The organism is Sphingomonas sp., assembly GCF_048595155.1.
Lineage (GTDB): Bacteria > Pseudomonadota > Alphaproteobacteria > Sphingomonadales > Sphingomonadaceae > Sphingomonas_I.
Window position 1 is genome coordinate 170,456 of record NZ_JBMDXN010000074.1, and the last position, 21,830, is coordinate 192,285.

The window sequence follows — 21,830 nt, forward strand, 5'->3', positions numbered from 1 at the left end:
AGCGACTGTTCGAAGCTGGATGGCTAATCGGGCGCTCGCAAGGAATGCGGGCCCAAGGTGGTCGCGGCGTAAGTGACGGCGACGCCATCGTCAAGCGGGAGATGGTGCCGGAGCGGATCGGCTTCAAGTGCCATCCGCCCCGTCGGTGGGCCTTTTCGGGCGCGACCATGACCTCCGCGGACCGCTCCGCTAAGGAGCACGCGTTTTAGAAAGGCTTCAATACCACGAGGATGACGATCGCCGCGGTCACGATTCCCGGAATTTCGTTCATCAGGCGCAACGCCTTGCCGCTAACCGGGCGTTCGCCCCGCGCCAGCCGCTTGCCATAGCCAACCATATAGCCGTGATAGGCCGACAGACCGATCACCAGCGCCAGCTTCGCCATCAGCCAGCCGCTGTCCCAGAAATGCCCGACCGTCGCCAGCGTGACCCCCAGGATCCAGACCAGGATCATCGCCGGCGTGAGGATGATCTTGCGAAGCTTGGCCTCGCGCTCGATCCAGCGGCGCTCTTCCTGGCTGCCCGGCGTCGATTCCTGATGGTAGATATAATAGCGCGGCAGCAGGAACAGCCCCGCGATCCAGAAGATCACGAAGATGATGTGCGCTGCCTTGATCCAAAGGTAGGTCAACGAAAGGATATATCCCATGGCGGGGAGGCTCATGCGCGGATCATAGCGAGCAGTTGCGCGACATGCGACACCGGTGTTTGCTGAAGAATGCCGTGGCCCAGATTGAAGATGTGCGGCCGCTTGGCGAAGGCCGCCCGGATCGCGCCCACCGCCCCGGACAGCCCATCGCCGCCGGCCAGCAGAGCCAATGGATCCAGATTGCCCTGAACCGGCAGCGTGCTCGGCAGCATCTCGTCGGCCCAGACCGGGTCCATCGTCTCGTCTATCCCGATCGCATCGACCGCCGTTTCGCGCGCATAAATCGGCAACTTCTCGCCGATCCCCTTCGGGAAGCCGATGATCGGCGTGCCGGGGCGGCGGCTGCGCAATTCCTCGACCAGGCGGCGATTGGGCGCGACCACCCAGCGCCGGAATTCCGCCGGCGCAAGGCTCCCCGCCCAGCTGTCGAACAGCTGCACCGCCTCCACGCCGGCATCGATCTGATGGCAGAGATAATCGGCCGTGGCGGCGATGATCGCGTCGATCAGCCGCTGGAACGCGACCGGATCGCGATAGGCGAGGCTGCGGGCAGCGCTATGATCCTTGCTGCCCTGTCCAGCCACCATATAGGTGGCGACCGTCCAGGGCGACCCTGCAAAGCCCAGCATGGTCGTCTCGGCCGGCAAGGCTTGGACGACCCGGCGCACCGTTTCGTAGATCGGCGTCAGGATGGTCGCATCTGCGATCAGGCCGGACAGGTCGCCATCCAGCAGCGGCGGCGCCAGGCGCGGGCCCTCGCCCGTTTCGAACCACAGATCCTGTCCCAGCGCCTGGGGGATCACCAATATGTCCGAAAACAGGATCGCGCCGTCGAACCCGAAGCGGCGGATCGGCTGTAGCGTGATCTCGGCTGCCGCGACCGGATCGTAGCAGAGCGCGAGGAATCCGCCCTTTTCCGCCCGCAAGGCGCGATATTCCGGCAGGTAGCGGCCTGCCTGGCGCATCAGCCAGATGGGTGGAGGATCGCGCCGTTCCCCGCGCAGGACCGCGAGCAGCGGGCGATCCGCCTCAGGCCTGGGTTTTGAACCGTTTTGATCCCGATCCGAACCGACGGAATGCATCCCTTATCTTTCTATAAGAGTCTTAAAAGGATTCTGAGGGAGTCAGTAGGGCGGCATTTAGCGGGGCTTATTCCGGCCACCTGCTTTTGCCAACAGCTTGACTCTGCCGGACGTGGCGGTTCGCCGCGAGTCACGGACACTTCCCCCGATATCCACAGGCAACGATTTGACCCGTTTCCCCTGTGGATGGCCGTGTCGACGCTTTTCGCAAGTCGGGCATAGTGCGATCGCCTTGCTCGCGCCGCCCATGTTCCGCTAGCTCTGCCCCCATGGTTTTCCACAGGCAATTCTCCAATAAAATCGGCCTCCGCTGATGCGTTTGCATCTCCATCTCCTGTCCGATTCCACCGGCGAGACGCTGGAAGTCATTGCCAAGGCCGGTGTCGCCCAATTTGACGGTGTCGAGGTCATCAAACATTTCTGGCCAATGGTCCGTTCTGAAGGGCATCTCGATCGCGTCCTGGCCGAAATCATCCAACGACCGGGCCTGATCATCTACACGCTGGTCAATTCGGAAGTGCGCCGGACGCTGGAGGCGCGCTGCCGCCTCGCCGGTTTGCCGCTGGTGGCGGCGCTGGATCCCGTGACCGAGGCGTTGCAACGTCTGCTGGGACAGGAAGCGAAAGCCAAACCCGGTCGGCAGCATGCGCTGGATGCCGCTTATTTCGCGCGGGTCGATGCCATCCAGTTCACGATTGCCCATGACGACGGCATCGCGCCGGAAGATTGGGAAGAAGCCGACATCGTGCTGGCCGGCGTTTCGCGCTCGTCCAAGACGCCGACGTCCATCTATCTCGCCAATCGCGGCTATAAGGTCGCCAATATCCCGCTCGTGCTCGAAACGCCCCCGCCGCGGCAATTGTTTGAGGTCACCCGCCCGCTCATCGTCGGCCTCACCACCAGCCCGGATCGCTTGATCCAGATCCGGCGCAACCGCTTGCTTTCGCTCAATCAGGTTACGGAGACGCCCTATGTCGATCAGGAAGCCGTGGCGCGCGAGCTGGCGGCGGCGCGTCGGATGTTCGCCGATCGCGGCTGGCCGGTGATCGATGTGACGCGTCGGTCGATCGAAGAGACCGCCGCCGCCATCATCAACCTGATCGGGGAGCGCGAAGGCGCCGGGCCGGCCTGATGTCGAACCTGATCCTGGCCTCCCAGTCTGCCTCGCGCCGGGCCATGCTGGATGCAGCCGGCGTGCCCTTCACCGCCGAAGCGGCGCGGGTGGACGAGGATGCCGTCAAACAGGCGATGCTGCAGGACGGGACAGACGGTCGACGGCTGGCGGACGCGCTTGCCGAGATGAAGGCGATCAAGATTTCGCAGCGTCACCCGACGGCCCTGGTCCTCGGGTGCGACTCGACCGTGACGGCTGCGGACGGGGATCTGATCGACAAGGCGGAATCGCGCGACGAGGCGGCCGCGCAGCTTCGGGCGCTGTCCGGCACCACGCATCGGCTGACAAGTGCTGCGGTCGTGGCGCAGGGCGGCGTGCCGATCTGGCGCCACATCGATTCGGCCAAGCTGACGATGCGATCTTTTTCGGACGAGTTCCTGGCCGCGTATCTTGATGCCGAATGGCCGGCGATCGCGGGCTGCGTCGGCGGCTATCGGATCGAAGGGCGCGGCGCGCAGCTGTTCAGTCGGATCGAAGGCGATCAGTTCACCATCCTGGGCTTGCCGCTGTTGCCCCTGCTCGATTGGTTGCGTCTACGGGGCGTGCTTCAGGCGTGAAAGGGGGTCGGCCGGCGGCCGACAATCAAAATTCGGTCGGCCGCACCCTGTCGCAGAAGGCGATGCGCGGCTGATGATAGAAGCCGTCGATGCGCGCGATTACGCCGCTCCGGCTGCCGGCCTCGAACAGCTTGCTGCGGCTGAGTCCGGTGCGTTCTTCGACCAGACGTCCAAACCAGGAACCCGAGCGGCTTTCCCAAATTTCAGCGACCATGATGACGCCCTTCACATCAGGGTTGGCAGGTCTTGATTGCGTTCCCAAAGAATCGATGACGCGAGGGCAAGTTCCCGCCGGCGATTCTCCGCTTGTCAAAAACCGTCTTGGGCGTGAACGATCGGATCATGACCGTTTTCGCAGAGGTGATCGGCGATCCGATCGCGCAATCCAAATCGCCGCTGATGCATGGCTTCTGGTTGGAACGTCTGGGCCTGGATGCCGATTATCGCCGGTCGCACGTCCAGGCGGCGGAATTGGCGGACTTCTTTGCATCCCGCCGCGGCGATCCCGCCTGGCGCGGCTGCAATGTCACCTTGCCGCACAAGCAGAGCGTCATGCCCCTCCTCGATCGCATCGATCCGCTGGCGACCGCCATCGGCGCGGTCAACACGGTGGTGCAGCGGGACGGCCTGCTGATCGGTCACAATACCGACGCGCCCGGCTTTCTTGAGCCGTTGCGCCCCCGCCTTGCCGAGCGGCATCTGCTGCGCACTGCCCGCATCCTGGGAACCGGCGGCGCGGCGCGCGCCATCGCCCATGCTGTGTGGGACGAAGGTTTCACGCTGATCATTGCCGGGCGCGATCTCGCCAAGGCGCAGGAAATTGCCGGTGCCTTCAACCCGGCAGACACGCATATCTGCACGCTGGATACATTCGCCGCGCCGATCGATTTCGATTGGGGCGATGCTGGCGATCGGCTGGATCTGGTTGTCAACGCCACCTCGCTCGGCATGATCGGCCAGCCGCCGCTGGCGCTGGATTTCTCCAACATTCCTCCTGGAGCGATCGTCTATGACGCCGTCTATGCGCCGCTGGAAACAGCGCTGCTGGCCGAGGCGCGCATGCGGCGCCATCCGACGGTTGACGGGCTCAGCATGTTGATCGGTCAGGGCCGGCTGGCCTTCGAGCATTTCTTCGGTGTCGCAGCACCGTCCGATCCGGACAGCGATGCGCTGCTGCGGGCCCGGCTGACGGCATGAGCATATTGCTCGGCCTGACCGGGTCGATCGGCATGGGCAAGTCGACCGTCGCGGCCATGTTCCGTGCACGCGGGATTCCTGTGTTCGATTCGGACGCGGCGGTGCGACGCATGCAGGGGCCCGGCGGCATATTGCTCGCGGCGATCGAATCGCTCCACCCGGGCGTCACCAGCGCCAACGGGGTTGATCGTGCGGCGCTCGGCGCGGCCGTCATGGGGGACAAGGTGGCGTTGCACAGGCTCGAGACGCTGATTCATCCGGAAGTGGAGCGGGAACGTCGTCGCTTTTTGCGGCGCCATCGTGCCCGGCCGCTGGTGGTGGCGGACGTGCCCTTGCTGTTCGAGAAGGGATTCTGGCGGCGGGTCGACCTGATCGCGGTCGTCTCGGCACCGGCCTGGAAGCAAAAGGCGCGCGTCCTCAGCCGGCCGGGCATGAGCTGGGTGCGCTTGGAGCAGATAAGGGCACTGCAAATGCCCGATGCGGTAAAGCGCCGCCGCGCCGACTTCGTCATACCGACGGGTGGAACGCTGCAGGATACGCGCGCGGCCGTCCGACGCATCATCGCGGCTTGCATGGCCGGCGGCATAGGCGGATAGTCCGCTCATGCGTGAAATTGTGTTCGACACCGAAACGACGGGCCTGAGCCCGCATGACGGCCATCGCCTGGTCGAGATCGGCTGCGTGGAAATCGTCAATCGCTGCGAAACCGGTCGCTCCTTCCACGCCTATATCAATCCCGAGCGTTCGATGCCGAGCGAGGCGGAGGCGGTGCACGGCCTTTCGCAGACCTTCCTTTCGGACAAGCCCTGCTTCCACGCGATCGTGGACGATCTGGTCGCCTTTCTGGGGGATGCGCCGCTTATCGCCCATAATGCGACCTTCGATTTCGGCTTCCTCAATTGGGAGCTCGCCAATTGCGGGCGCGATCCCATTTGCATGAGCCGCATGATCGATACGCTCGTCATGGCTCGCAGCCGCCATCCCGGCGCCAAGCACAGCCTCGATGCGCTGTGCACGCGCTATGGCGTGGATCGCAGCCAGCGCATCAAACATGGCGCTTTGCTGGACGCGGAACTGCTCACCCAAGTCTATGTCGAGCTGTGTGGGGGTCGTCAGATCGGCCTGCTGCTGGCGGAGGAACCGGTTCTCGAAGCGCCGGTTTCCTTCGCCGTGGCATCGGCCGCCGTGCATCGCATCGCGCGTCCTGCTCGCCCCCATCGCGCAAGCGAAGCGGAACTGGAGCGCCACGCGGCGTTTATCAAGAAGCTGGTCGATCCGGTGTGGGAGCTCGTCCCCGCCATGGATTGACGTGGATGAAGGTGGCGCGCGCAAGCGTTCCGCCGTCGTCCAGCCCCTAGAAGGAGAATGAAATGGATATCCGGGTGTCTGGTCATCAGGTCGATACCGGCGACGCATTGCGCGTCCATGTGGACGAGCGGTTGCAGGCTTTGGCAGAGAAATATTTCTCGCGCTCGATTTCGGCGCACGTGACCTTCGGTCAGGGCCCGCACAACAGTTTCTCCTGCGATATCGTCGCGCACGTGATGCAGGGTGTCATCCTGAAGGGCGCCGGACAGGGCAATGAAGCCCATCCCGCCTTCGATCAGGCGGCCGACCGCATCGAAACCCAGCTGCGCCGCTATATGCGCCGGCTGAAGAGCCGCCAGACGAGCGGGCCGGCTGCGGCCGAGATCGACGCCAATGCCGGCTATACCGTGTTCCAGTCGGCGCCGGAGGAAGAGGAGTCCGCCGCCGACAATCCGTTGATCGTGGCCGAGACCCGGGTCGATGTGCCCGAAGCGAGCGTGTCCGACGCGGTCATGATGCTGGATCTGCGCAACACCAATGCGCTGCTGTTCAAGAATTCCGGCACCGGCGCCTTCAATATGGTGTATCGGCGCGGCGACGGTACGATCGGCTGGGTGGAGCCGCAGCGCGCCGCCTGATTGCGCGCACGACCAACGTTCCACGGACTGTGTTTGATTATGGACGATCTTTCCGACCTGCTGAGCCCCGACGCCGCACTTATCGGCGTCGCGGCGCCCAACAAGAAGGCGCTGTTCCAGCAGCTTTCCGCCAACGCCGCGGCGCTGACGGGGCTGGACGCGCGCCTGATCATGGAACGTCTGCTGGATCGCGAACGGCTGGGCTCGACCGGCTTTGGCGGCGGCGTCGCCATCCCCCACGGCAAGATGGAGGGATCAGACCGTGTGACCGGTCTGGTGGCGCGGCTGGCCAGTCCGATCGAGTTCCAGGCGATCGATGACATGCCCGTGGATCTGGTCTTTGTGCTGCTGTCGCCGCCGGATGCGGGCGTCGAACATCTTAAGGCACTGGCGCGGGTCAGCCGCAAGCTGCGCGACAAAGCTTTCGTCGCGAAGCTGCGCGGTGCCGCCTCCCCCGACGCGCTCTACGCGCTCTTCGCGCACGCCGACACGCGCGACGCTGCCTGACCATGGCGGTCCGGCTTGCAGCCGGCATGCTCGTGTCCGCGCTGATTCGGCGTGTGGAGGAACTGGGCGGCCATGGCGCCGTCCTCGCCAAAGGTGACGCGACCGCCGGCGCGGTGTTGATCCAGCTCGCCGAACGGGGCGTGAGCGGGGATTTGCTGGAACGGCGGCTCGACCAGGATGGTGGCTATTGCTGGTCGCCCACCGGCCCGGACAATCCCGAAGAGCGCGGGGACTATCTTGCGCGACGGCGACGCAGCGACCCGGATCTGTGGGTGATCGAACTGGATGTCGCCAATGCCCGCGAGATAGTGGATCAAATTGCGGTCTGATCCCAGGCTGTTAATAGCGGCATCTTCACTCCGTTCCCTCCTTGTTCTATCCTCGCCGAATCATGGCCAGTCTGCCTCATTGTTTTGACGACGCGCCTCTCGTCGCGTCCGATGTCGCCCGCGGCGTGGCGCGGCTATTATGGCGCCAGGAAAGTGTCGGCATCTGTGAAGTACCGCTAGGCAATGGACGTCGCGCCGACATCATGGCGATCGACCCGAAGGGCTGCATCACCATCGTTGAGATCAAATGCTCGCGCGCCGATCTGCGCGGCGACGGCAAGTGGCACGAATATCTGGATTATTGCGACCGCTTCTGTTGGGCGGTTCCGGCCGGCTTCATCCTCGACCCGTTCGAGGAGCCGCATTTCCGGCCGGAGATTGCCGGCCTGATTGTGGCGGATCGTTACGATGCGGAAATGCTGCGCGCGCCGCACCATCGGCCGCTCAATGCCGCCCGCCGCAAGGTGGAGACGCTACGCTTTGCACGCCGGGCCGCGCAGCGTCTGCTGGGGTCGCTCGACGCGGGATTAGCGGGTCTGGATTAAAGGACAGGGCCGGACATCGGCTTCTTGGGGGCGGCGTTGGCTTCCTGCAGGATCTTAAGGATCGCCGCGCCGCGCGGATCGTCCTTGGCATAATCGAGCGCGCTCTTGCCGGCGATCGTATCGGAGATTTTCGGATCCGCACCCGCATCGATCAGTGCGCGCGTAACGACCAGATCGCGGCGATGTACCGCCAGGATCAACGGCGTCTCGCCATTATTGTTGGTCGGATCGATCTTGGCGCGCTGGCCGATCAGGTAATTGGCGGCCGTCGGATCGCCCGCAAGCGCGGCGATGTGCAACGGCGTATTCCCCTGCCGGTCCTTCTGATCCGGCAAGGCGCCCTTGCTCAGCAGGAAGGCGACCCAGGTGTCGTTATGCGCTTTGATCACGATGTGCAGGGCGCTTTCGCCCGTATTGGGATCGCGCGTGTTCAGCACGGGCGCCCCCGGCTTCGAAAGCAATTGCGTGGCCTTGTCGCCGTCCGCATCGCGCACTGCCTTCAGGAAATTATAGCTGTCGGAAAATTGCGCGGCCGCCGGCACAGCCACGGCCAACGCCAGCCCGCCCAGCATCGCCCTGGAAACGCCGTTCTTCAGTCCCATATGGTAATTCCCGTCCGCCGCCTGCGCTTGTCAGCAGGCTGATAGCAAAGCATGGCTAAGCGCACCATGAACAAGCGATATTCGGTGCTTCCACTTGCGGCCTGCATGGCTGCGATGATGCCGCTCGCCGCCTGCCATAAAGCGCCGGTGGAACCGGCGCCGCTGGCTGGCGCGCGCATTGGCGGCCCCTTCACCCTGATCGATCAGGACGGCAAGTCTTATTCCAGCAAGGCGCTCGCCGGGCGCTACAGCATTATCTATTTCGGCTACACCTTCTGTCCCGACGCCTGCCCGACGGACATGCAGGTGCTTGGCAAGGCCATGCGCCAGCTCGACGCTTCCGATCCTGCCACATCCGCCAAAATCCAGCCGGTCTTCATCACCGTCGATCCTGCGCGCGATACCCCGGCCGCGCTCAAGCAGTTCGTGACGGCCTTTTACCCGCGCCTGATCGGCCTTACCGGCACCGACGCGCAGATTGCAGCCGTCGCCAAGCAATATGCCACCACCTATCGTAAGCAGCCCGCCGCCGCGGGCAGTACCGGCTATCTGATGGATCATCAGCGCACCGCCATCCTGTTCGGGCCGGACGGCAAGCCGATCGCCCTCCTGCCGATCGATGCCGATGCCGACGCCGTCGTGGCGGATCTGAAGAAGTGGGTCATATGAACCGCTTCTGGGAAGAAAAGACCTTGCCGCAGATGAGCCGCGACGAATGGGAGTCGCTGTGCGATGGCTGCGGCAAATGCTGCCTCCACAAGCTGGAGGATGAAGAGACGGGCCGCGTCTACCCCACCAACGTTGCCTGCCGCTTGCTGGATCGGCGCAACGGATCCTGCCGCGATTACCCCAATCGGAAGCGGTTCGTGCCCGACTGCGTACAATTGAGCGCGGCTAAGCTGCACGATCTGGAATGGTTGCCGTCCACCTGCGCCTATCGGCTCGTGTTCGAGGGCAAGCCCTTGTTCGACTGGCATCATCTCATCAGCGGCAGTCGCGAGACCGTGCACGCCGCCGGCATGTCGACGCGCGGCTGGACCATATCCGAGGTCGACGCCGGCGAGCTGGAACTGCACATCGTCGAGCGCGAGCTTTAGCCGCCATGTTCCGGCTGCGGCCGTCGCCTGACGTCAAGACGGAAGCGGATCTGCGCTTTTCCGGCGGAGGCCACACCCGGCCTCTCACCATCCGCCGTTCCGCCCAGGCCAAGCGCATGCGGCTGGCGGTCGATCCGCGCGATGGTGCCGTCCGCCTGACCCTCCCCAAACGCGCGGCCCTGAAGCCGGCGCTTGCCTGGGCCGAAAGCAAACGCGCCTGGATCGAGCAGGCGCTGGCGAATTTGCCGGTCACGGTGCCGCTCGGGCCGGACAGCCAAATCCCGTTCGAAGGCGGATTGTTGACCGTAGACTGGCAGGCCGATCGACCGCGGACCGTGCGGCACGAGCAGGATCGTCTGATCGTGGGCGGCCCGGAAGACATGGTCGCCGCGCGGGTCCTGCGTTGGCTGCGCGCGCAGGCGTTGCAGCGTCTGGAAAGCGAGACGCGCGCGGTCGCGGCGCGGGCGGGTGTTACCGTCGCTCGCATCCGGGTCGGCGATGCCCGCACCCGCTGGGGCAGCTGCTCGTCCAGCGGCGACATTGCCTATAGCTGGCGGCTGATCCTGATGCCGGTTGCCGTCCGTCATGCGATCGTCGCGCACGAAGTCGCACACCGTCTCCATATGCATCATGGACCCGATTTCCACGCCGAAGTGGCCCGCTTGCTGGGGCATGCGCCGCGGGCCGAAAATGCCTGGCTGAAAGCGCATGGCGCCGAGATGCACCGCTTCGGTTAGAGCGGAATGACCTATCCGTTCGTGCCGAGGTGCGCCCGAATAAACTCGATCGCTCCTTGAGACGAACGGCGCTTACCAAAGCTACCGCAAGCTAGCCAATGGAGACTCGCGCAGCCGCCCGTCACTTGGGCTGGCGCGGCTGATCCTTCAAGACATTGTCCAGCCAACGCTGGTCGATCTGCGGTGGCTTGGCCGCGCTCGCCGGCGGCCGGTCCGCCGCCGCCGGGCGACGCGGGGGTGCTGCGGGTTCAGGCGCCGGATCCTGATCAGGCACTCCGCCGTCGTTCGGCGCAGCCGGATTGTCCTGGCCATCCCCAGGCGTAAGCGCCGGATCGCCGCCGACCGGCTGGTCCGGATCGCCGAAATAGGCCTCCTCGTCCGGCTCCAGCTGCCATTCGGGCAGCGTCACTTCGGTCTGGAACTCCTGCGCCGGCCGCGTCTGCAGCGCCTCCTTCATATAGGCGGAAAAGGCCCGTGCCGGGCTGCGCCCGCCCTGAAGACCAGGGATCGGCTTGGCATCGTCGCGGCCCATCCACACGCCCGTGGTCAAGCCGGACGAGAAGCCCAGGAACCAGCCATCCTTGTTGGAGGATGTCGTACCGGTCTTGCCCGCCACTGGCCGGCCGATCTGGGCGGCGCGCGCTGTCCCGGTATTGACCGCCGTCTGCAGCAGATCGGTCATCTCGGCGGCGACGAACGGCGCCACCAGCACGCGCGGCTGCTCGGCATTATGCTGATACAGCACATTGCCATCGGATGTGCTGACCTTGGTGATCCCATAGGGCGTCACGGCGACGCCATTGGCGGACACCGATGCGAAGGCACGCGTCATATCGATCAGGCGGACGTCGGACGTGCCCAGCACCATCGAGGGATGGGTGTTGATCTTGCTGCTGATGCCGAAACGATGCGCCATGTCGGCCACCGTGTCGAAGCCGACCTTCTGGCCGAGCTGGGCGGCAACGGTATTGATCGACAAGGCAAAGGCGTTGCGCACGTCGATCTGGCCAAGATAGCGACGCGAGCTGTTGCGCGGGCTCCAGCCATCTATGTTGATCGGCTGATCGACCACCGGATCGCCGGGCTTCACTCCGGATTCCAGCGCCGCGAGATAGACGAACAATTTGAAGGCCGAACCCGGCTGCCGCTGCGCCTGGGTCGCGCGATTATAGATGGACGACACATAATCCGTGCCGCCGACCATCGCCCGCACGGCGCCGTCATTCTCCATCGACACCAGCGCCCCCTGCAGGCCGGCGGGCGTGTTCTGGCGAATGGCGGCATCGGCGGCGCGCTGCATGCGCAGGTCCAGCGTCGTCCAGACGTCGAGCGGCACATTCTGCTCGTCGACCAAAGTATCCAGCTGCGCCAGTGCCCAATCGGTGAAATAGCGGACGCTATTCTGTTTGGGTTCGGGCGCGAACACCACCCGCTCCAGATGCGCGCTCGCCGCCTTGGCCGGGCTGATGGCGCCGGCATCCACCATCACGTCCAGGACAACCTTGGCGCGGTCACGTGCGGCCTGGGCGTCCGCGGACGGCGAATAATGGGATGGCGCCTTGACCAGCCCGGCGATCACCGCGGCTTCTTCCAGCGTCATATGGTCGCCGGGGTGACCGAAGAATTTTCGGCTCGCCGCATCCACGCCATAGGCGCCGCCGCCGAAATAGACGCGGTTGAGATAGAGCTCCAGGATCTGCTGCTTGGTGAACTTGCGCTCCATCGCCAGCGCCAGGATCGCCTCGCGTACCTTGCGCCCGGCATTATAGGCGTTGGTCAGGAAGATGTTGCGCGCCAGCTGCTGCGTGATGGTCGATGCGCCCTGCAGGCGGCGGCCATTGTCATGCAGGCGCTTGGCCACCCACACCATGCGCGCGACGCCGACCGGATCGACGCCGGGATGGCTGTAGAAGCGGCGATCCTCCACCGCGACGATGGCGTCGCGCATGACCGGCGGTATCCGGTCATAGGTCAGCCAGTCGCCATAACTCGGCCCCAGCGACACCAGCAGGCTGCCGTCGGCCGCGTGCACGCGCACTGTCTGGCCATTCGGCTTCTGGGTAAGATCGCTGAACGACGGCAGCGATGCCATCGTCACGAGCACCGCGATGATCACGGCAGCGATGGCGGCAAGGAAGCCGAACAGGATGACGCGAAGGATCATCCGGCCGGTCCGGCGGGCGCGTGGGCGCGCGGGGGAATTGTTGGAGGCGGGCATGGAGGCGATGCCGGATTAAAGCCTATCATGCTGTCCTACAAGCCCACTACACCGCGCGATCCTTCGCTTCGCCGTGCGCAACCGTCACACACCGATACGCGTGATGCGGGCCGCAAGGCCGAGACTGCCGGGCAGGGTCGCGACCAGGGACAGCAAAGGGGCCGCCAAGGCCGGGCGTTCCGACGCGTGGCGCAGCGTTTCGGCCGCACCGATCGGCCAGGCGGCACGACGGGCAAACCGGCGCTGGAAAGCGGGTGCCGCCTCTGGCCCGCCGTCGATCCACGCGTCCGCGGCGGCGATCCCGCTCGACAGGGCGATGGCGATCCCGTCGCCGGCCAGCGAGGCGATCACGGCCGCTTGGTCGCCGACCCGGAACCGGCCCGCTACGGTGTCGCGCGTACGCCAGCCATAGGGCACCGCGGCAATGGCCGACCAATGGGTGGCGGTCCTCGACAGCCTAGCGGCAAGGTGCGGCGCTTCCGTGGCGAGCATTGCGATCAGCCGCTCCGGTGATCCGCCGGCGGCGGCAAGCCGCGTGCTGGCGATCGACAGGCACAGATTGGCCTGGCCATCATCCTGCACCAGCAACCCGGCATAGCCGCCGTCCAACAAGTGCAATTCGATCCAGCCGGCAAGATCGGGCTGCGCAGGGACGGTGGCCCGCAGGCCGACGCGTTCGCGCTTGCCGGACCCGCGGGCAGCGCCGCGCAATTCATGTTTCCCGGTCGCGAGAAACAGGCTTTCCGGCTGCAGCACCGCACCATCCGCCAGATGAATCTGCCCATCCTCCATGCGGCGAACGGTGACGCCGCGGCGGACGTCGACCCCAAGCTTGGCCGCTTCCGCCAGCAACGTCATGTCCAGTGTGCGACGCGACAGGCCCGCCGCCGGATGCGGCAGAAGCGCCTCGGCTTGGCGCTTCCCCGCTATCACGCGAACGTGCGTGATCGGCTTCGCACCAAGGGCTTGCGCGTCGATGCCGAGGCGCTTGAGCGCTGCGATCGCATCCCAGCCGAGGAAGCCGCCGCAAACGGGATCATGTGCCTCTGTGGTCCGCTCCAGCACCGTAGCGCAGACGCCGGCGCGCGCCAGCGTGATGGCGGCGGCGGCGCCGGCCGGCCCGCCGCCGACGATCAGCGGAGGCGTTCGACGCATAACCGGAAGGGAAAGCGGCGCACGACTTGAGCGCCGCCGCTGGGTATGTCCGCCTCCGCCAGCAGGGGCGCCCATTCGGCAGGCCGCAGGCCGCGCGCGATCGAAAGCGTCCCATCCTCCCGCACGATGCGATGCCACCGCATCAGCCGGGCCAGGATCGGGTAGCCGATATAGGCCAGGCGGTGGCGATGGATGTCGTTGACCATCCACCCTACCTGCGCTTCCGCCTCCATGAAGCGCAGGAAGGCGATCAGCTGGGGGTCGGTCATGTGGTGCGCGACCAGGCTGGAGATGATCAGATCGAAACCGCGCCCGGCCAGGTCGGCATAGTCGCCGGTACGATAGGTGATCGGCATGTCGGGCGGTGTCGCGGCCGCTGCGGCCGGTGCCGAATTGGCGTTCAGGTCGATGCCGACCAGCTCCGCGTTGATATCGTGCCGATCCGCCCAGCGCGCGATCGCGCGCAACATGTCGCCTTCGCCGAAACCGACATCCAGCAGCCGGAAACTTCGACGACCGCGCAGCGCGCGCTTGATGAACCGGATGGTGGGCCGCCGCGCCAATGTCAGGCTGTTGACCTGCCCCAGATCGGCCAGCACCTGCGCCAGCACGTCGGGCGGCAGGTCGTCCGCATCCATCTGCTCCGGCTCGCGCGAGCGCACGGCCAGGCTCATGCAACGCTCCGGAAGTGGAAGCCCTCGGCGGCCAGCCCGGGCCCGAATGCGATCGCCAAACCATTGTCGGTCTCGCTGCGCGCCAGCATTCGCTGCAACACGAACATGATGGTCGAGGAGGACATATTGCCCTTCTCCAGCAGCACGCTGCGCGAATCGCGCAGGGCTTCGGCCGGCAGGCTCAGCGATCGTTCCACCGCATCCAGCACCGATCGGCCGCCGGCATGGACCGCCCAGGAATCGACCGGTCCCTCGCCGATCAGGGCCAGCCGGGTCGCATCGTCGTGCAGCGCAGCGCTGATCCGGTTCGGCACCTCGCCGGCCAGATGCATGATGAAGCCCTCGTCACCGATCTTCCAGCCGATCAGGTCTGCGCTCTCGGGCAGGGTCTGCGCGAAGAAGCGATCGATCGCGAAGCCGGTCGGCTCCGCCGTCACGATCGCGGCGGCCGCGCCGTCGCCGAACTGCAGCATCGCCAGTAGCGGCTCCAGCTCGGTATCCCCCTGCAGATGAAGCGTGCTGAGCTCCACCATCACCACCAATACGCGCGCCTCCGGCGTGGATCGCACGATATGATGGGCGACCCGCAAGGCCGCGATCGCCGCATAACAGCCCATGAAGCCCACCAGCGTCCGTTCCACCGACGGCGGCAGGCCCAGCGTGCGCGCGAGGATTTGGTCGATGCCTGGGGCGACGAAGCCGGTGCAGCTCGCCACCACGATATGGCTGATCTCGCCCAGCGCCCCCAATTGCGCGATCGCCTCTAACGCCAGCCGCGGCGCCTCCTCGGCATAGATCGCCATGCGCGCCGATGTCGGTGGCATCACGCTATCGTAAAAGCCGCCGTCGATCTGCGACCCGCCGGGAGGCGAAGGCAGGACCGACCAGCGATGCTGGATGCCGGCGCGATCCGCCATGCGCTGGAAAATCCGTGCCGCGCGCGGATCCTCGATCCGGGCGCCCGCCCACTGAACGAACAGGTCGTGAATATCATGCGGCGGCACGGCGGTGCCGATGCGATTGATATGGGCGGTGACGGGGAGCATTCCCGACATAGAACGGTCCCAGCGGGTTTGTGATCCGTCGCTGCGCCGTTCCAGATGAACGACAGCTTAGTGAAGCAGGCGGATCGTCATATGCAGCTGGTGGCGCGTGCCCGGCGCGATTTCAAGAACATAGGGCTTGGTGCGGAAATCGCCCTCAAACCCGATCGGGTCTGCCAGCCCCTGCCAGGGTTCGATGCACAGGAACGGCGCGCCCGGCTTGGTCCACACGCCCAGCAGCGGCAGATCCGGAAACTCGACCTGGATCATGCGCTCGCCGGGCACGCCGAAGCGCACCTGCCGCGACTGAAGCTTATCGAAGATCACCGCGTCGTTCACGAACAGATCGTCGCGCACGACCAGCATGTCCCCTTCTACTGGCGTCGGCAGCGGATCGGGCAGCAGCAGCCCGCTGGCGGGGTCGATCCGGCGGATCGGCGCCGGTTCCGCCCCGGCGAACAGCAGGCGATGGTCCGCGCGGCTGCCGCCCCACGGCAGCGGCCAGCGAAACGCCGGATGGAAGCCGAAGCTTGCCGGCAAGGGCACGTCGCCCGCATTCCCGATCGTCACCGCCGTCACCAGCGCCTCGCCCTCGATCCGGAAGGTGATGTCGAGCTGGAAGGCGAAGGGATAAACCGCGGCGATTTGGTCATCAGGCAGCAGCCGAAAGGTGGCGCTGGCGGGCTGATGATCGATCAGCTCGAATAGGCTTTTGCGGGCAAAGCCGTGCTTCGCCATCGGGTAAGCCTGCCCGTCCAGATGGATCTCGTCCTGGTTCACCGCCCCCACGATCGGGAACAGGAACGGCGCGCGCCCCGTCCAGAACTCGGGCGGCCCGTCGGACAGCAGATCGCGCCCCGCCTCGTCGCGCAGCGCGCGCATCTCGGCGCCCAACAGGCTGAACTCTGCGCTGAGCGCGTCGGTGGCGATGCGGATCGTGTCGGTCATGCGGCCTCCTTACCGTCTGCGTCAGCCTGTCGCATAGGAGGCTTCGTACGTGATCGGGAAATTGACCGACCGTGCGATGAAACAGACGTCGTGAATGCGCTCGTGAATCGCGTCCGCCGCGCCTAGGTCGGTCCCCGGTGCGACCACGATATGGGGTTTCAGCACCGCCCGCAGGAACCGGCCCGCACCCCCCGCGCCGGTTTCGCCGATGCCGACCGGCGTGTCGCGATAGGCGGTGACGACGATCCCGCTCGTGCTGGCATAATGCAAATACCAGAGCATGTGGCAGGCCGCTAGCGACGACAGCAGCAAATCTTCGGGATTGGGCAAGGCCGGATCGCCGCCCAGCAGCGGATCGTTGGAACAGGCGATCACCGCCTTGCCGGGCGTGCGTATCTCCCAGGCGCGGTCATAGCTGCGATAGCCGCGTGTCCCGTCCCCGCGATTGCCGGTCCAGGCGATCTCGCTGCCATAAGCATGTTCCGTCACCAACCCCTCCCCGCACTTGCCTAGGCTATCGCGCGACCAATAGCGTAACCTTGTTGTCGGGGGGAGGGACGCGCTAGGACGCCCGCCAAAGGGGTAAGCGGCGATGGCCATTCTCGTAACCGGTGTCGCCGGCTTCATCGGCTTCCACGTCGCCGCGCATCTGCTCGCGCGCGGCGAAGAGGTGATCGGGATCGATAACCTCAACGATTATTATAGGGTCGATCTCAAGCGCGATCGCGTCGCCGCGCTGGAGCGAGGCCATGGCGCCGCCTTCCGGTTCCACCACTGCGACTTCGCCGACGACGCTGCGCTGCGGGCGCTCTTCGCCACCGGCGCCCCTGGCTCGATCATCCACCTCGGCGCACAGGCGGGCGTGCGCTACAGCATCGAAAATCCCGCAGCGTATATCCGGGCCAACATCGTCGGTCATGCCAACCTGCTGGAACTCGCGCGCCACAGCGGGGTCCGGCACATGGTCTATGCCTCCTCCTCCTCCGTCTATGGCGGCAACCGCAAGCTGCCCTTCGCGGTCGAGGATCGCGTCGATCACCCGCTCTCGCTCTACGCCGCGACCAAGAAGGCGGACGAGCTGATGAGCGAGACCTACGCCCATCTCTTCCGGCTGCCGCAGACCGGGCTGCGCTTCTTCACCGTCTATGGGCCGTGGGGCCGCCCCGATATGGCGATGTGGATCTTCACGCAAGCGGTGCTGGAAGGCCGCCCGATTCGTCTGTTCAACGAAGGCAGGATGCGGCGCGACTTCACCTATATCGACGATATCGTCGCCGGCATCATCGCCTCGCACGACACTCCCCCGCCCGACGACCATCAGGAAAAGGCCGGCGGCAGCGTCGCGCCCCACCGCATCTACAATATCGGCAACAATCGCGCCGAGGATCTTGGCAAGGTCGTCCACCTGATCGAACAGGCGTGCGGCAAGCCTGCCATCACGGAACTCGCGCCGATGCAGGCGGGTGACGTGCCGGAAACCTTTGCCGACATCTCCGCGATCCAGCGCGATCTCGGCTACGCCCCCACCACTCCCATCGACCGCGGCGTCCCCGCCTTCGTCCGCTGGTACCGCGACTATCACGGCGTCTGAGCACGCGCGCCAGGCCGCTTACGTCGTTCGACCCTAAGCTTTCGGCCCAAACCGCTCGACCTTAACCGTTCGTCCCGAGGTGCGGCCGAGTAGCCCGCAGGGCGTATCGAGGACGCGTATCGAGGGATTGGTACATCTTATTTCCCGGTTGCCTCACGCCCCGCCGTCCCCAGATAAGCCTCCTCACCCCGCGCTCGAACAGGAGGCTTCCCATGGATCTGCAACTCGCCGGCAAAACCGCCATCGTCACCGGGTCCACCGCCGGCATCGGCCTGGCCATTGCGGAACGCCTCGCCGGCGAAGGCGTCGCCGTCACGATCACCGGCCGCAGCCAGGACAAGCTGGATGCCGCCGCCCGCCAGATCCAGGCCAAGGCCAGCGGCGCCGGCAGCGTGCGCGCCATCCTCGCCGATGTCGCCACCGCCCCGGGCGCCGAAACCTTGATCGCCGCGGTTCCGGATGCGGATATCCTCGTCAACAATCTCGGCATCTACGAAGCCAAGCCCTTCACCGACATTACCGATGCCGACTGGCATCATCTATTCGAGGTCAACGTCGTCTCCGGTGCCCGGCTCGCGCGCCACTATTTCCCCCGCATGCTCGCGCAGAATTGGGGCCGCATCATCTTCATCGCGTCCGAAAGCGGCCTGATCGTGCCGGAGGAGATGATCCACTACGGCGCCACCAAGACCGCTCAGCTCGCCATCGCCCGCGGCCTCGCGACGCAGACGGTGGGCACCGGCGTCACCGTCAATTCGGTCATGCCCGGGCCGACCCGATCGGAAGGCATTGTCGGCTTCGTGAAGAGCGTCCTGCCCGAAGCGCAATCCGACGAAGAGGCGGAAAAGCTGTTCTTCGAAAAGATGCGCCCCCTCTCCCTCATCCGCCGCTTCATCGAAGCCGACGAGATCGGAGCGATGGTCGCCTTCCTCGCCAGCCCGTTGGGTGCGGTCACGAACGGCGCGGCGATCCGGGCCGAGGGCGGGATCGTGCCGACGATCGCGTGATCCCTTATGGGTTCAACGCCTGGTCCGAACGGTTCAGGCTCCGTGCCCCAGTGGCCCGACGAACGGCATGCGGACCATGTCGGAGCGGCGAGCGACGCTGCGGGACCCACGGAGCTCGACCTTTTCGGTCGGCGCTGAGGCGGGCGCAGGCCGGCGGGCCTCGTCGCCGCGTGCCGCCGCCGGGCGGGTCCCGCTCCGCCTCAACAGGCGGAGCCGATCCCTGCCGAATTGTGCCGGCAAGAGGGTCGCGAAGGCTGCCCATCCGGCGCCTGACGCTGCAAGGAAAGTGAGGGCGGTCGTCATCAGGCCTAGATATGCGCCTCACCAGCCCTGGCAAACGCGCTTTCCCGATCAGAGTAAGCGATCATTGATGGTGCGCCGTGGCCACCTTATCCAGAAACTCCGCGATCGCGGAGACGGGAATGACGAGTTCCGCGACGGTCTGATGCCCGTTCTCCAGATGCACGCGCCACGGTTCTCCTTCGTCGACCAACTGTTGGAGCAGCGCGGGGTCGATCGGCAGCGATGCGAACGCATGGTCCGGACAGCCTTGTTGGGCGCAGCCGTAAAAGCGCTCCCGACCATGCTGAAGCGGCACGGTAACGGAGCCTGCGTCCGTGACGAACCGGGCCTGGTCCAGCGGCTGCGGCAGTTCGGCCCCGATGGCTCCGACGACAAGCTGCGCATCCTCCCGTCCCGATTGCTGCTCTATCCGGGCGCGCAGCTCAGTGAAGCTCGAAGGATCTTCCACGACGTCGACGACGACGCGCCGGACGATCCCCGGCGGCTGCGCCGCGGCAATGCCGGTCAGCAGGAGCGGGAAGGCGGCAGCAATAAGCAGACGCCGAAGGACCGATGCCGTGAGCATATGTCCGCATTAGCAGAAAATCGCGGACAATCCCCTGCTGGATAGGCACAGCGTTGCAACCGCAGCCGGCAAACGGCGCAGTGGACGCAACGCAGCTTTTCCGGAACGCGATGTCAGCCACGGCTGGGTCAGCCCCGCAATCGTAAGGCATCGTCAGCTTCGTGAAAAGCGTGCTGCCCGAAGCACAATCCGACGAAGATGCGGGAAAGCTTTTCTTGGAAAAGACGCTCGCACTCTTCCCGATGGCCACTTATCGACGCGGACGAGAACGGCGCGATGCTTCGCTTCCTCACTAGCCCGCCAGGCGAGTTGAATAACCACGCCGCCATTCGACCCAGATTGGATCGCGCCGACTATTGTATGATGTCGGATTTAACTTCTGTCTTCGGCACGTTGTAGAGACAGGGTCAGTGTCGATGATTGGGGAGGTCTTCGGGGCGGTATAGGCGCACGAATAGCGGAATGGTCGCCGTTGGCGACGATATTAATATTGCGTAGGGTGTAGCGCTTCGGAGCGCCGCGCGTGCATTCCGATTGGCTAAGGTAAATGCCTGGCGTCGCAGTTGATCCGCCACCTCCGCGACATCAGTGATTATCTTAACGCCAAATGCGATCCTGACATCTTTCGCGTACAGGACCTCGCCCAGGTTTAAGTTGTTGTGCCCAGCCGCCTGTTCGGCGATGAGGCGAGAAACGCTCGTAAAGAGTTCGCGATCTGCGGCGAGCGTCATCTTGGCTGCGACGACGGGATTGCGCTCCGCAGCTATGCTTTCGTAACGAAGATCATGTAGTTTGCATGCCGCGTCAACGGGGCTTTCCCGCCGTATGCCATCGGAACCCTTGAGGATGATCGCGGAACTCCTCCGCTCTTCCGCATTGAGTGGAGCGCCGCCGGAGCGCCCGGCGGACCATCCAAGTCCGCACCATCGCCCAAAATAAAAGAGGGGGTCGCCGCCTGTCGCTTCGGTGGAATTTGGTTCGGTCACGTGGCGGATCCTTGGGGGGATGGCATGAGCGTCACACTTTTGCCGAAACGCGGCACTGGGATCTCGTTCCAAGTCTTCCGGTCGATGTCGTAGCGAAAGATCCTCGATCGTGCGCCTTGGATGAGCAGCACGATGCTGCCGTCGTCCGGAGCGACGTCCATTTCGAGCCCCGTGGAACCGTCTAGCGCGTCGCCTTTGGGAAATTTTGCAATTATCTTTTTAGTGGCGCCGTTAAGTCTATAGACGCCGTCCCCTTCCGGGCCGCTGCCAAAGACTATCACGTGCCCGTCTCCGCCTCGTGCGGCAGCAAGCACAGGGAATTCCTCGGCTAGCTTGGACATTCCAAACTTTTCGGTGGGAACTAGCCGCCACGTGCTTGAACCATTGCTCCAATCTAGGAAGCCCGCGCCGGTAGGGAGTGCGCTGTCGGGGAAGTTCGCTGCGACGATGGGCTGCGGATCAACCGTTACGATCCGCCCGGCTTCGTGAAAGCCATAGGGTTGTCCCTGCGCCACGATGCCCCTTGGTCCGACGACTGCAAGATCATAGGCGCAGTATACGTCGCCGGGGTGGCGGCAATTACCCCGCCACGCATAGACCCTTCCGTCGATGGGCTCCGGCCGGGAGAGGACCTGCGCTGCCTTCGCAAGCACTTTGAAACTCGTCGGAGTTGCCGGGTCGATCGATATTATCGCGGATGCGCGGTTTCCCGTTGCGTTCGGTTGCAGCGCAATGAGCGAGGCAATGACCCTGCCTTTGTCCCACACCGGGAATGCCAGCGACTTCCCGGCGGGCGGCGTGATGCGCGTGACATCCCCGTTGAGCGAGTTTACGATCAGGATGGAGCAGGGGCTTGATTCAGGGTCGCCTTTGCTGGGACAGGATGTCGCCAGAAATCGACTATGGCCTTCGGCAAAG

At 65.1% G+C, this 21,830-nt stretch carries 27 protein-coding genes; 14 read left to right on the forward strand and 13 right to left on the reverse strand.

Annotation, left to right across the window (positions count from 1 at the left end):
* Positions 1–205: 205 nt before the first annotated feature.
* Together ACOJSI_RS12355 and hemE are read right to left on the reverse strand one after the other, a co-directional pair.
* Positions 206–664, reverse strand: a complete 459-nt coding sequence (locus ACOJSI_RS12355) for a CopD family protein (protein WP_420138589.1) — start codon at positions 662–664, stop codon at positions 206–208.
* Positions 661–1,731, reverse strand: coding sequence for a uroporphyrinogen decarboxylase (gene hemE / locus ACOJSI_RS12360; RefSeq protein ID WP_420138590.1), 1,071 nt, complete (start codon positions 1,729–1,731; stop codon positions 661–663). The genes ACOJSI_RS12355 and hemE overlap by 4 nt, the downstream gene beginning before the upstream one ends.
* A 310-nt stretch (positions 1,732–2,041) precedes the next feature.
* Between hemE and ACOJSI_RS12365 the strand changes: the two genes are divergently transcribed.
* Both ACOJSI_RS12365 and ACOJSI_RS12370 read left to right on the forward strand, forming a co-directional pair.
* Positions 2,042–2,863: a pyruvate, water dikinase regulatory protein gene (locus ACOJSI_RS12365; protein ID WP_420138624.1), complete on the forward strand. Its 822-nt coding sequence runs from the start codon at positions 2,042–2,044 to the stop codon at positions 2,861–2,863.
* On the forward strand, positions 2,863–3,462 hold the full coding sequence (locus tag ACOJSI_RS12370) for a Maf family protein (protein ID WP_420138591.1): 600 nt from the start codon (positions 2,863–2,865) through the stop codon (positions 3,460–3,462). The genes ACOJSI_RS12365 and ACOJSI_RS12370 overlap by 1 nt, the downstream gene beginning before the upstream one ends.
* Before the next feature lie 25 nt (positions 3,463–3,487).
* Here the strand turns inward: ACOJSI_RS12370 and ACOJSI_RS12375 are convergent, their stop codons facing one another.
* Positions 3,488–3,676 (reverse strand): hypothetical protein, encoded by a 189-nt coding sequence (locus ACOJSI_RS12375; RefSeq protein WP_420138592.1) that lies wholly within the window; start codon positions 3,674–3,676, stop codon positions 3,488–3,490.
* Positions 3,677–3,804: 128 nt separating this feature from the next.
* On the opposite strand from ACOJSI_RS12375, the gene aroE reads away from it, so the two are divergent.
* From aroE to ACOJSI_RS12410, 7 genes are all read left to right on the forward strand, one after another.
* Positions 3,805–4,659, forward strand: coding sequence for a shikimate dehydrogenase (aroE, locus tag ACOJSI_RS12380; RefSeq protein ID WP_420138593.1), 855 nt, complete (start codon positions 3,805–3,807; stop codon positions 4,657–4,659).
* Positions 4,656–5,255: a dephospho-CoA kinase gene (coaE, locus tag ACOJSI_RS12385; RefSeq protein ID WP_420138594.1), complete on the forward strand. Its 600-nt coding sequence runs from the start codon at positions 4,656–4,658 to the stop codon at positions 5,253–5,255. Before aroE ends, coaE begins: the two co-directional genes overlap by 4 nt.
* A 7-nt stretch (positions 5,256–5,262) precedes the next feature.
* Entirely contained in the window at positions 5,263–5,967 is a 705-nt protein-coding gene (dnaQ, locus tag ACOJSI_RS12390) for a DNA polymerase III subunit epsilon (RefSeq protein ID WP_420138595.1), read from the forward strand.
* A gap of 62 nt (positions 5,968–6,029) precedes the next feature.
* A complete protein-coding gene (hpf, locus tag ACOJSI_RS12395; protein ID WP_420138596.1) occupies positions 6,030–6,605 on the forward strand; it encodes a ribosome hibernation-promoting factor, HPF/YfiA family in 576 nt (191 codons plus the stop codon).
* Positions 6,606–6,644: 39 nt separating this feature from the next.
* Positions 6,645–7,112 (forward strand): PTS sugar transporter subunit IIA, encoded by a 468-nt coding sequence (locus tag ACOJSI_RS12400; protein WP_420138597.1) that lies wholly within the window; start codon positions 6,645–6,647, stop codon positions 7,110–7,112.
* Positions 7,113–7,114: 2 nt separating this feature from the next.
* The gene (locus ACOJSI_RS12405) at positions 7,115–7,441 is read left to right on the forward strand and encodes a DUF1491 family protein (RefSeq protein ID WP_420138598.1); all 327 of its coding nucleotides are present in this window, start codon (positions 7,115–7,117) and stop codon (positions 7,439–7,441) included.
* 62 nt (positions 7,442–7,503) lie between these two features.
* The gene (locus ACOJSI_RS12410; RefSeq protein WP_420138599.1) at positions 7,504–7,986 is read left to right on the forward strand and encodes an MmcB family DNA repair protein; all 483 of its coding nucleotides are present in this window, start codon (positions 7,504–7,506) and stop codon (positions 7,984–7,986) included.
* Here the strand turns inward: ACOJSI_RS12410 and ACOJSI_RS12415 are convergent.
* Entirely contained in the window at positions 7,983–8,588 is a 606-nt protein-coding gene (locus ACOJSI_RS12415) for an ankyrin repeat domain-containing protein (protein WP_420138600.1), read from the reverse strand. The two genes, ACOJSI_RS12410 and ACOJSI_RS12415, sit on opposite strands and share 4 nt — an antisense overlap.
* A gap of 51 nt (positions 8,589–8,639) precedes the next feature.
* On the opposite strand from ACOJSI_RS12415, the gene ACOJSI_RS12420 reads away from it, so the two are divergent.
* Genes ACOJSI_RS12420 through ACOJSI_RS12430 form a run of 3 tightly spaced genes read left to right on the forward strand, consistent with a single transcriptional unit; the run spans position 8,640 to position 10,422 of the window.
* Positions 8,640–9,257, forward strand: coding sequence for an SCO family protein (locus ACOJSI_RS12420; RefSeq protein ID WP_420138601.1), 618 nt, complete (start codon positions 8,640–8,642; stop codon positions 9,255–9,257).
* A complete protein-coding gene (locus ACOJSI_RS12425; protein ID WP_420138602.1) occupies positions 9,254–9,685 on the forward strand; it encodes a YcgN family cysteine cluster protein in 432 nt (143 codons plus the stop codon). The genes ACOJSI_RS12420 and ACOJSI_RS12425 overlap by 4 nt, the downstream gene beginning before the upstream one ends.
* A 5-nt stretch (positions 9,686–9,690) precedes the next feature.
* The gene (locus ACOJSI_RS12430) at positions 9,691–10,422 is read left to right on the forward strand and encodes a M48 family metallopeptidase (RefSeq protein WP_420138603.1); all 732 of its coding nucleotides are present in this window, start codon (positions 9,691–9,693) and stop codon (positions 10,420–10,422) included.
* Positions 10,423–10,543: 121 nt separating this feature from the next.
* Here ACOJSI_RS12430 and ACOJSI_RS12435 read toward each other — a convergent pair whose 3' ends face one another.
* From ACOJSI_RS12435 to ACOJSI_RS12460, 6 genes are all read right to left on the reverse strand, one after another.
* A complete protein-coding gene (locus ACOJSI_RS12435) occupies positions 10,544–12,640 on the reverse strand; it encodes a transglycosylase domain-containing protein (RefSeq protein ID WP_420138604.1) in 2,097 nt (698 codons plus the stop codon).
* An 84-nt stretch (positions 12,641–12,724) separates the two neighbouring features.
* A complete protein-coding gene (locus tag ACOJSI_RS12440) occupies positions 12,725–13,795 on the reverse strand; it encodes an NAD(P)/FAD-dependent oxidoreductase (RefSeq protein ID WP_420138605.1) in 1,071 nt (356 codons plus the stop codon).
* Positions 13,774–14,469, reverse strand: coding sequence for a methyltransferase domain-containing protein (locus tag ACOJSI_RS12445; protein WP_420138606.1), 696 nt, complete (start codon positions 14,467–14,469; stop codon positions 13,774–13,776). Before ACOJSI_RS12445 ends, ACOJSI_RS12440 begins: the two co-directional genes overlap by 22 nt.
* Positions 14,466–15,515, reverse strand: coding sequence for a type III polyketide synthase (locus tag ACOJSI_RS12450; RefSeq protein ID WP_420138625.1), 1,050 nt, complete (start codon positions 15,513–15,515; stop codon positions 14,466–14,468). Before ACOJSI_RS12450 ends, ACOJSI_RS12445 begins: the two co-directional genes overlap by 4 nt.
* A gap of 66 nt (positions 15,516–15,581) precedes the next feature.
* Positions 15,582–16,460 (reverse strand): aldose 1-epimerase family protein, encoded by an 879-nt coding sequence (locus tag ACOJSI_RS12455; RefSeq protein WP_420138607.1) that lies wholly within the window; start codon positions 16,458–16,460, stop codon positions 15,582–15,584.
* A gap of 21 nt (positions 16,461–16,481) precedes the next feature.
* On the reverse strand, positions 16,482–16,949 hold the full coding sequence (locus ACOJSI_RS12460; RefSeq protein WP_420138608.1) for an OsmC family protein: 468 nt from the start codon (positions 16,947–16,949) through the stop codon (positions 16,482–16,484).
* A 103-nt stretch (positions 16,950–17,052) separates the two neighbouring features.
* On the opposite strand from ACOJSI_RS12460, the gene ACOJSI_RS12465 reads away from it, so the two are divergent.
* Both ACOJSI_RS12465 and ACOJSI_RS12470 read left to right on the forward strand, forming a co-directional pair.
* Positions 17,053–18,051, forward strand: a complete 999-nt coding sequence (locus tag ACOJSI_RS12465; protein WP_420138609.1) for an NAD-dependent epimerase/dehydratase family protein — start codon at positions 17,053–17,055, stop codon at positions 18,049–18,051.
* A gap of 212 nt (positions 18,052–18,263) precedes the next feature.
* On the forward strand, positions 18,264–19,058 hold the full coding sequence (locus ACOJSI_RS12470) for an SDR family NAD(P)-dependent oxidoreductase (protein WP_420138610.1): 795 nt from the start codon (positions 18,264–18,266) through the stop codon (positions 19,056–19,058).
* Between the two features lie 364 nt (positions 19,059–19,422).
* Here ACOJSI_RS12470 and ACOJSI_RS12475 read toward each other — a convergent pair whose 3' ends face one another.
* The 3 genes from ACOJSI_RS12475 to ACOJSI_RS12485 form a co-directional block, all read right to left on the reverse strand.
* Complete coding sequence (locus ACOJSI_RS12475) at positions 19,423–19,926, reverse strand: hypothetical protein (protein WP_420138611.1); 504 nt, start codon at positions 19,924–19,926, stop codon at positions 19,423–19,425.
* A gap of 407 nt (positions 19,927–20,333) precedes the next feature.
* The gene (locus ACOJSI_RS12480) at positions 20,334–20,912 is read right to left on the reverse strand and encodes a hypothetical protein (RefSeq protein ID WP_420138612.1); all 579 of its coding nucleotides are present in this window, start codon (positions 20,910–20,912) and stop codon (positions 20,334–20,336) included.
* On the reverse strand, positions 20,909–21,830 hold a 922-nt coding region (locus tag ACOJSI_RS12485), incomplete at its 5' end, for a hypothetical protein (RefSeq protein ID WP_420138613.1). The genes ACOJSI_RS12480 and ACOJSI_RS12485, both read right to left, overlap by 4 nt.

Bases quoted from the DNA above. Each gene is read 5' to 3' on its own strand.
- hpf (WP_420138596.1), top strand. From the start codon at position 6,030: ATGGATATCCGGGTGTCTGGTCATCAGGTCGATACCGGCGACGCATTG.
- coaE (WP_420138594.1), top strand. From the start codon at position 4,656: ATGAGCATATTGCTCGGCCTGACCGGGTCGATCGGCATGGGCAAGTCG.
- ACOJSI_RS12375 (WP_420138592.1), bottom strand. From the start codon at position 3,676: ATGGTCGCTGAAATTTGGGAAAGCCGCTCGGGTTCCTGGTTTGGACGT.
- ACOJSI_RS12445 (WP_420138606.1), bottom strand. From the start codon at position 14,469: ATGAGCCTGGCCGTGCGCTCGCGCGAGCCGGAGCAGATGGATGCGGAC.
- ACOJSI_RS12465 (WP_420138609.1), top strand. From the start codon at position 17,053: ATGGCCATTCTCGTAACCGGTGTCGCCGGCTTCATCGGCTTCCACGTC.
- dnaQ (WP_420138595.1), top strand. From the start codon at position 5,263: ATGCGTGAAATTGTGTTCGACACCGAAACGACGGGCCTGAGCCCGCAT.
- ACOJSI_RS12455 (WP_420138607.1), bottom strand. From the start codon at position 16,460: ATGACCGACACGATCCGCATCGCCACCGACGCGCTCAGCGCAGAGTTC.
- ACOJSI_RS12370 (WP_420138591.1), top strand. From the start codon at position 2,863: ATGTCGAACCTGATCCTGGCCTCCCAGTCTGCCTCGCGCCGGGCCATG.
- ACOJSI_RS12420 (WP_420138601.1), top strand. From the start codon at position 8,640: ATGGCTAAGCGCACCATGAACAAGCGATATTCGGTGCTTCCACTTGCG.
- ACOJSI_RS12470 (WP_420138610.1), top strand. From the start codon at position 18,264: ATGGATCTGCAACTCGCCGGCAAAACCGCCATCGTCACCGGGTCCACC.
- ACOJSI_RS12430 (WP_420138603.1), top strand. From the start codon at position 9,691: ATGTTCCGGCTGCGGCCGTCGCCTGACGTCAAGACGGAAGCGGATCTG.
- ACOJSI_RS12435 (WP_420138604.1), bottom strand. From the start codon at position 12,640: ATGCCCGCCTCCAACAATTCCCCCGCGCGCCCACGCGCCCGCCGGACC.
- ACOJSI_RS12425 (WP_420138602.1), top strand. From the start codon at position 9,254: ATGAACCGCTTCTGGGAAGAAAAGACCTTGCCGCAGATGAGCCGCGAC.
- aroE (WP_420138593.1), top strand. From the start codon at position 3,805: ATGACCGTTTTCGCAGAGGTGATCGGCGATCCGATCGCGCAATCCAAA.
- ACOJSI_RS12355 (WP_420138589.1), bottom strand. From the start codon at position 664: ATGAGCCTCCCCGCCATGGGATATATCCTTTCGTTGACCTACCTTTGG.
- ACOJSI_RS12410 (WP_420138599.1), top strand. From the start codon at position 7,504: ATGGCCAGTCTGCCTCATTGTTTTGACGACGCGCCTCTCGTCGCGTCC.
- ACOJSI_RS12475 (WP_420138611.1), bottom strand. From the start codon at position 19,926: ATGCTCACGGCATCGGTCCTTCGGCGTCTGCTTATTGCTGCCGCCTTC.
- ACOJSI_RS12440 (WP_420138605.1), bottom strand. From the start codon at position 13,795: ATGCGTCGAACGCCTCCGCTGATCGTCGGCGGCGGGCCGGCCGGCGCC.
- hemE (WP_420138590.1), bottom strand. From the start codon at position 1,731: ATGCATTCCGTCGGTTCGGATCGGGATCAAAACGGTTCAAAACCCAGG.
- ACOJSI_RS12400 (WP_420138597.1), top strand. From the start codon at position 6,645: ATGGACGATCTTTCCGACCTGCTGAGCCCCGACGCCGCACTTATCGGC.
- ACOJSI_RS12405 (WP_420138598.1), top strand. From the start codon at position 7,115: ATGGCGGTCCGGCTTGCAGCCGGCATGCTCGTGTCCGCGCTGATTCGG.
- ACOJSI_RS12415 (WP_420138600.1), bottom strand. From the start codon at position 8,588: ATGGGACTGAAGAACGGCGTTTCCAGGGCGATGCTGGGCGGGCTGGCG.
- ACOJSI_RS12450 (WP_420138625.1), bottom strand. From the start codon at position 15,515: ATGCTCCCCGTCACCGCCCATATCAATCGCATCGGCACCGCCGTGCCG.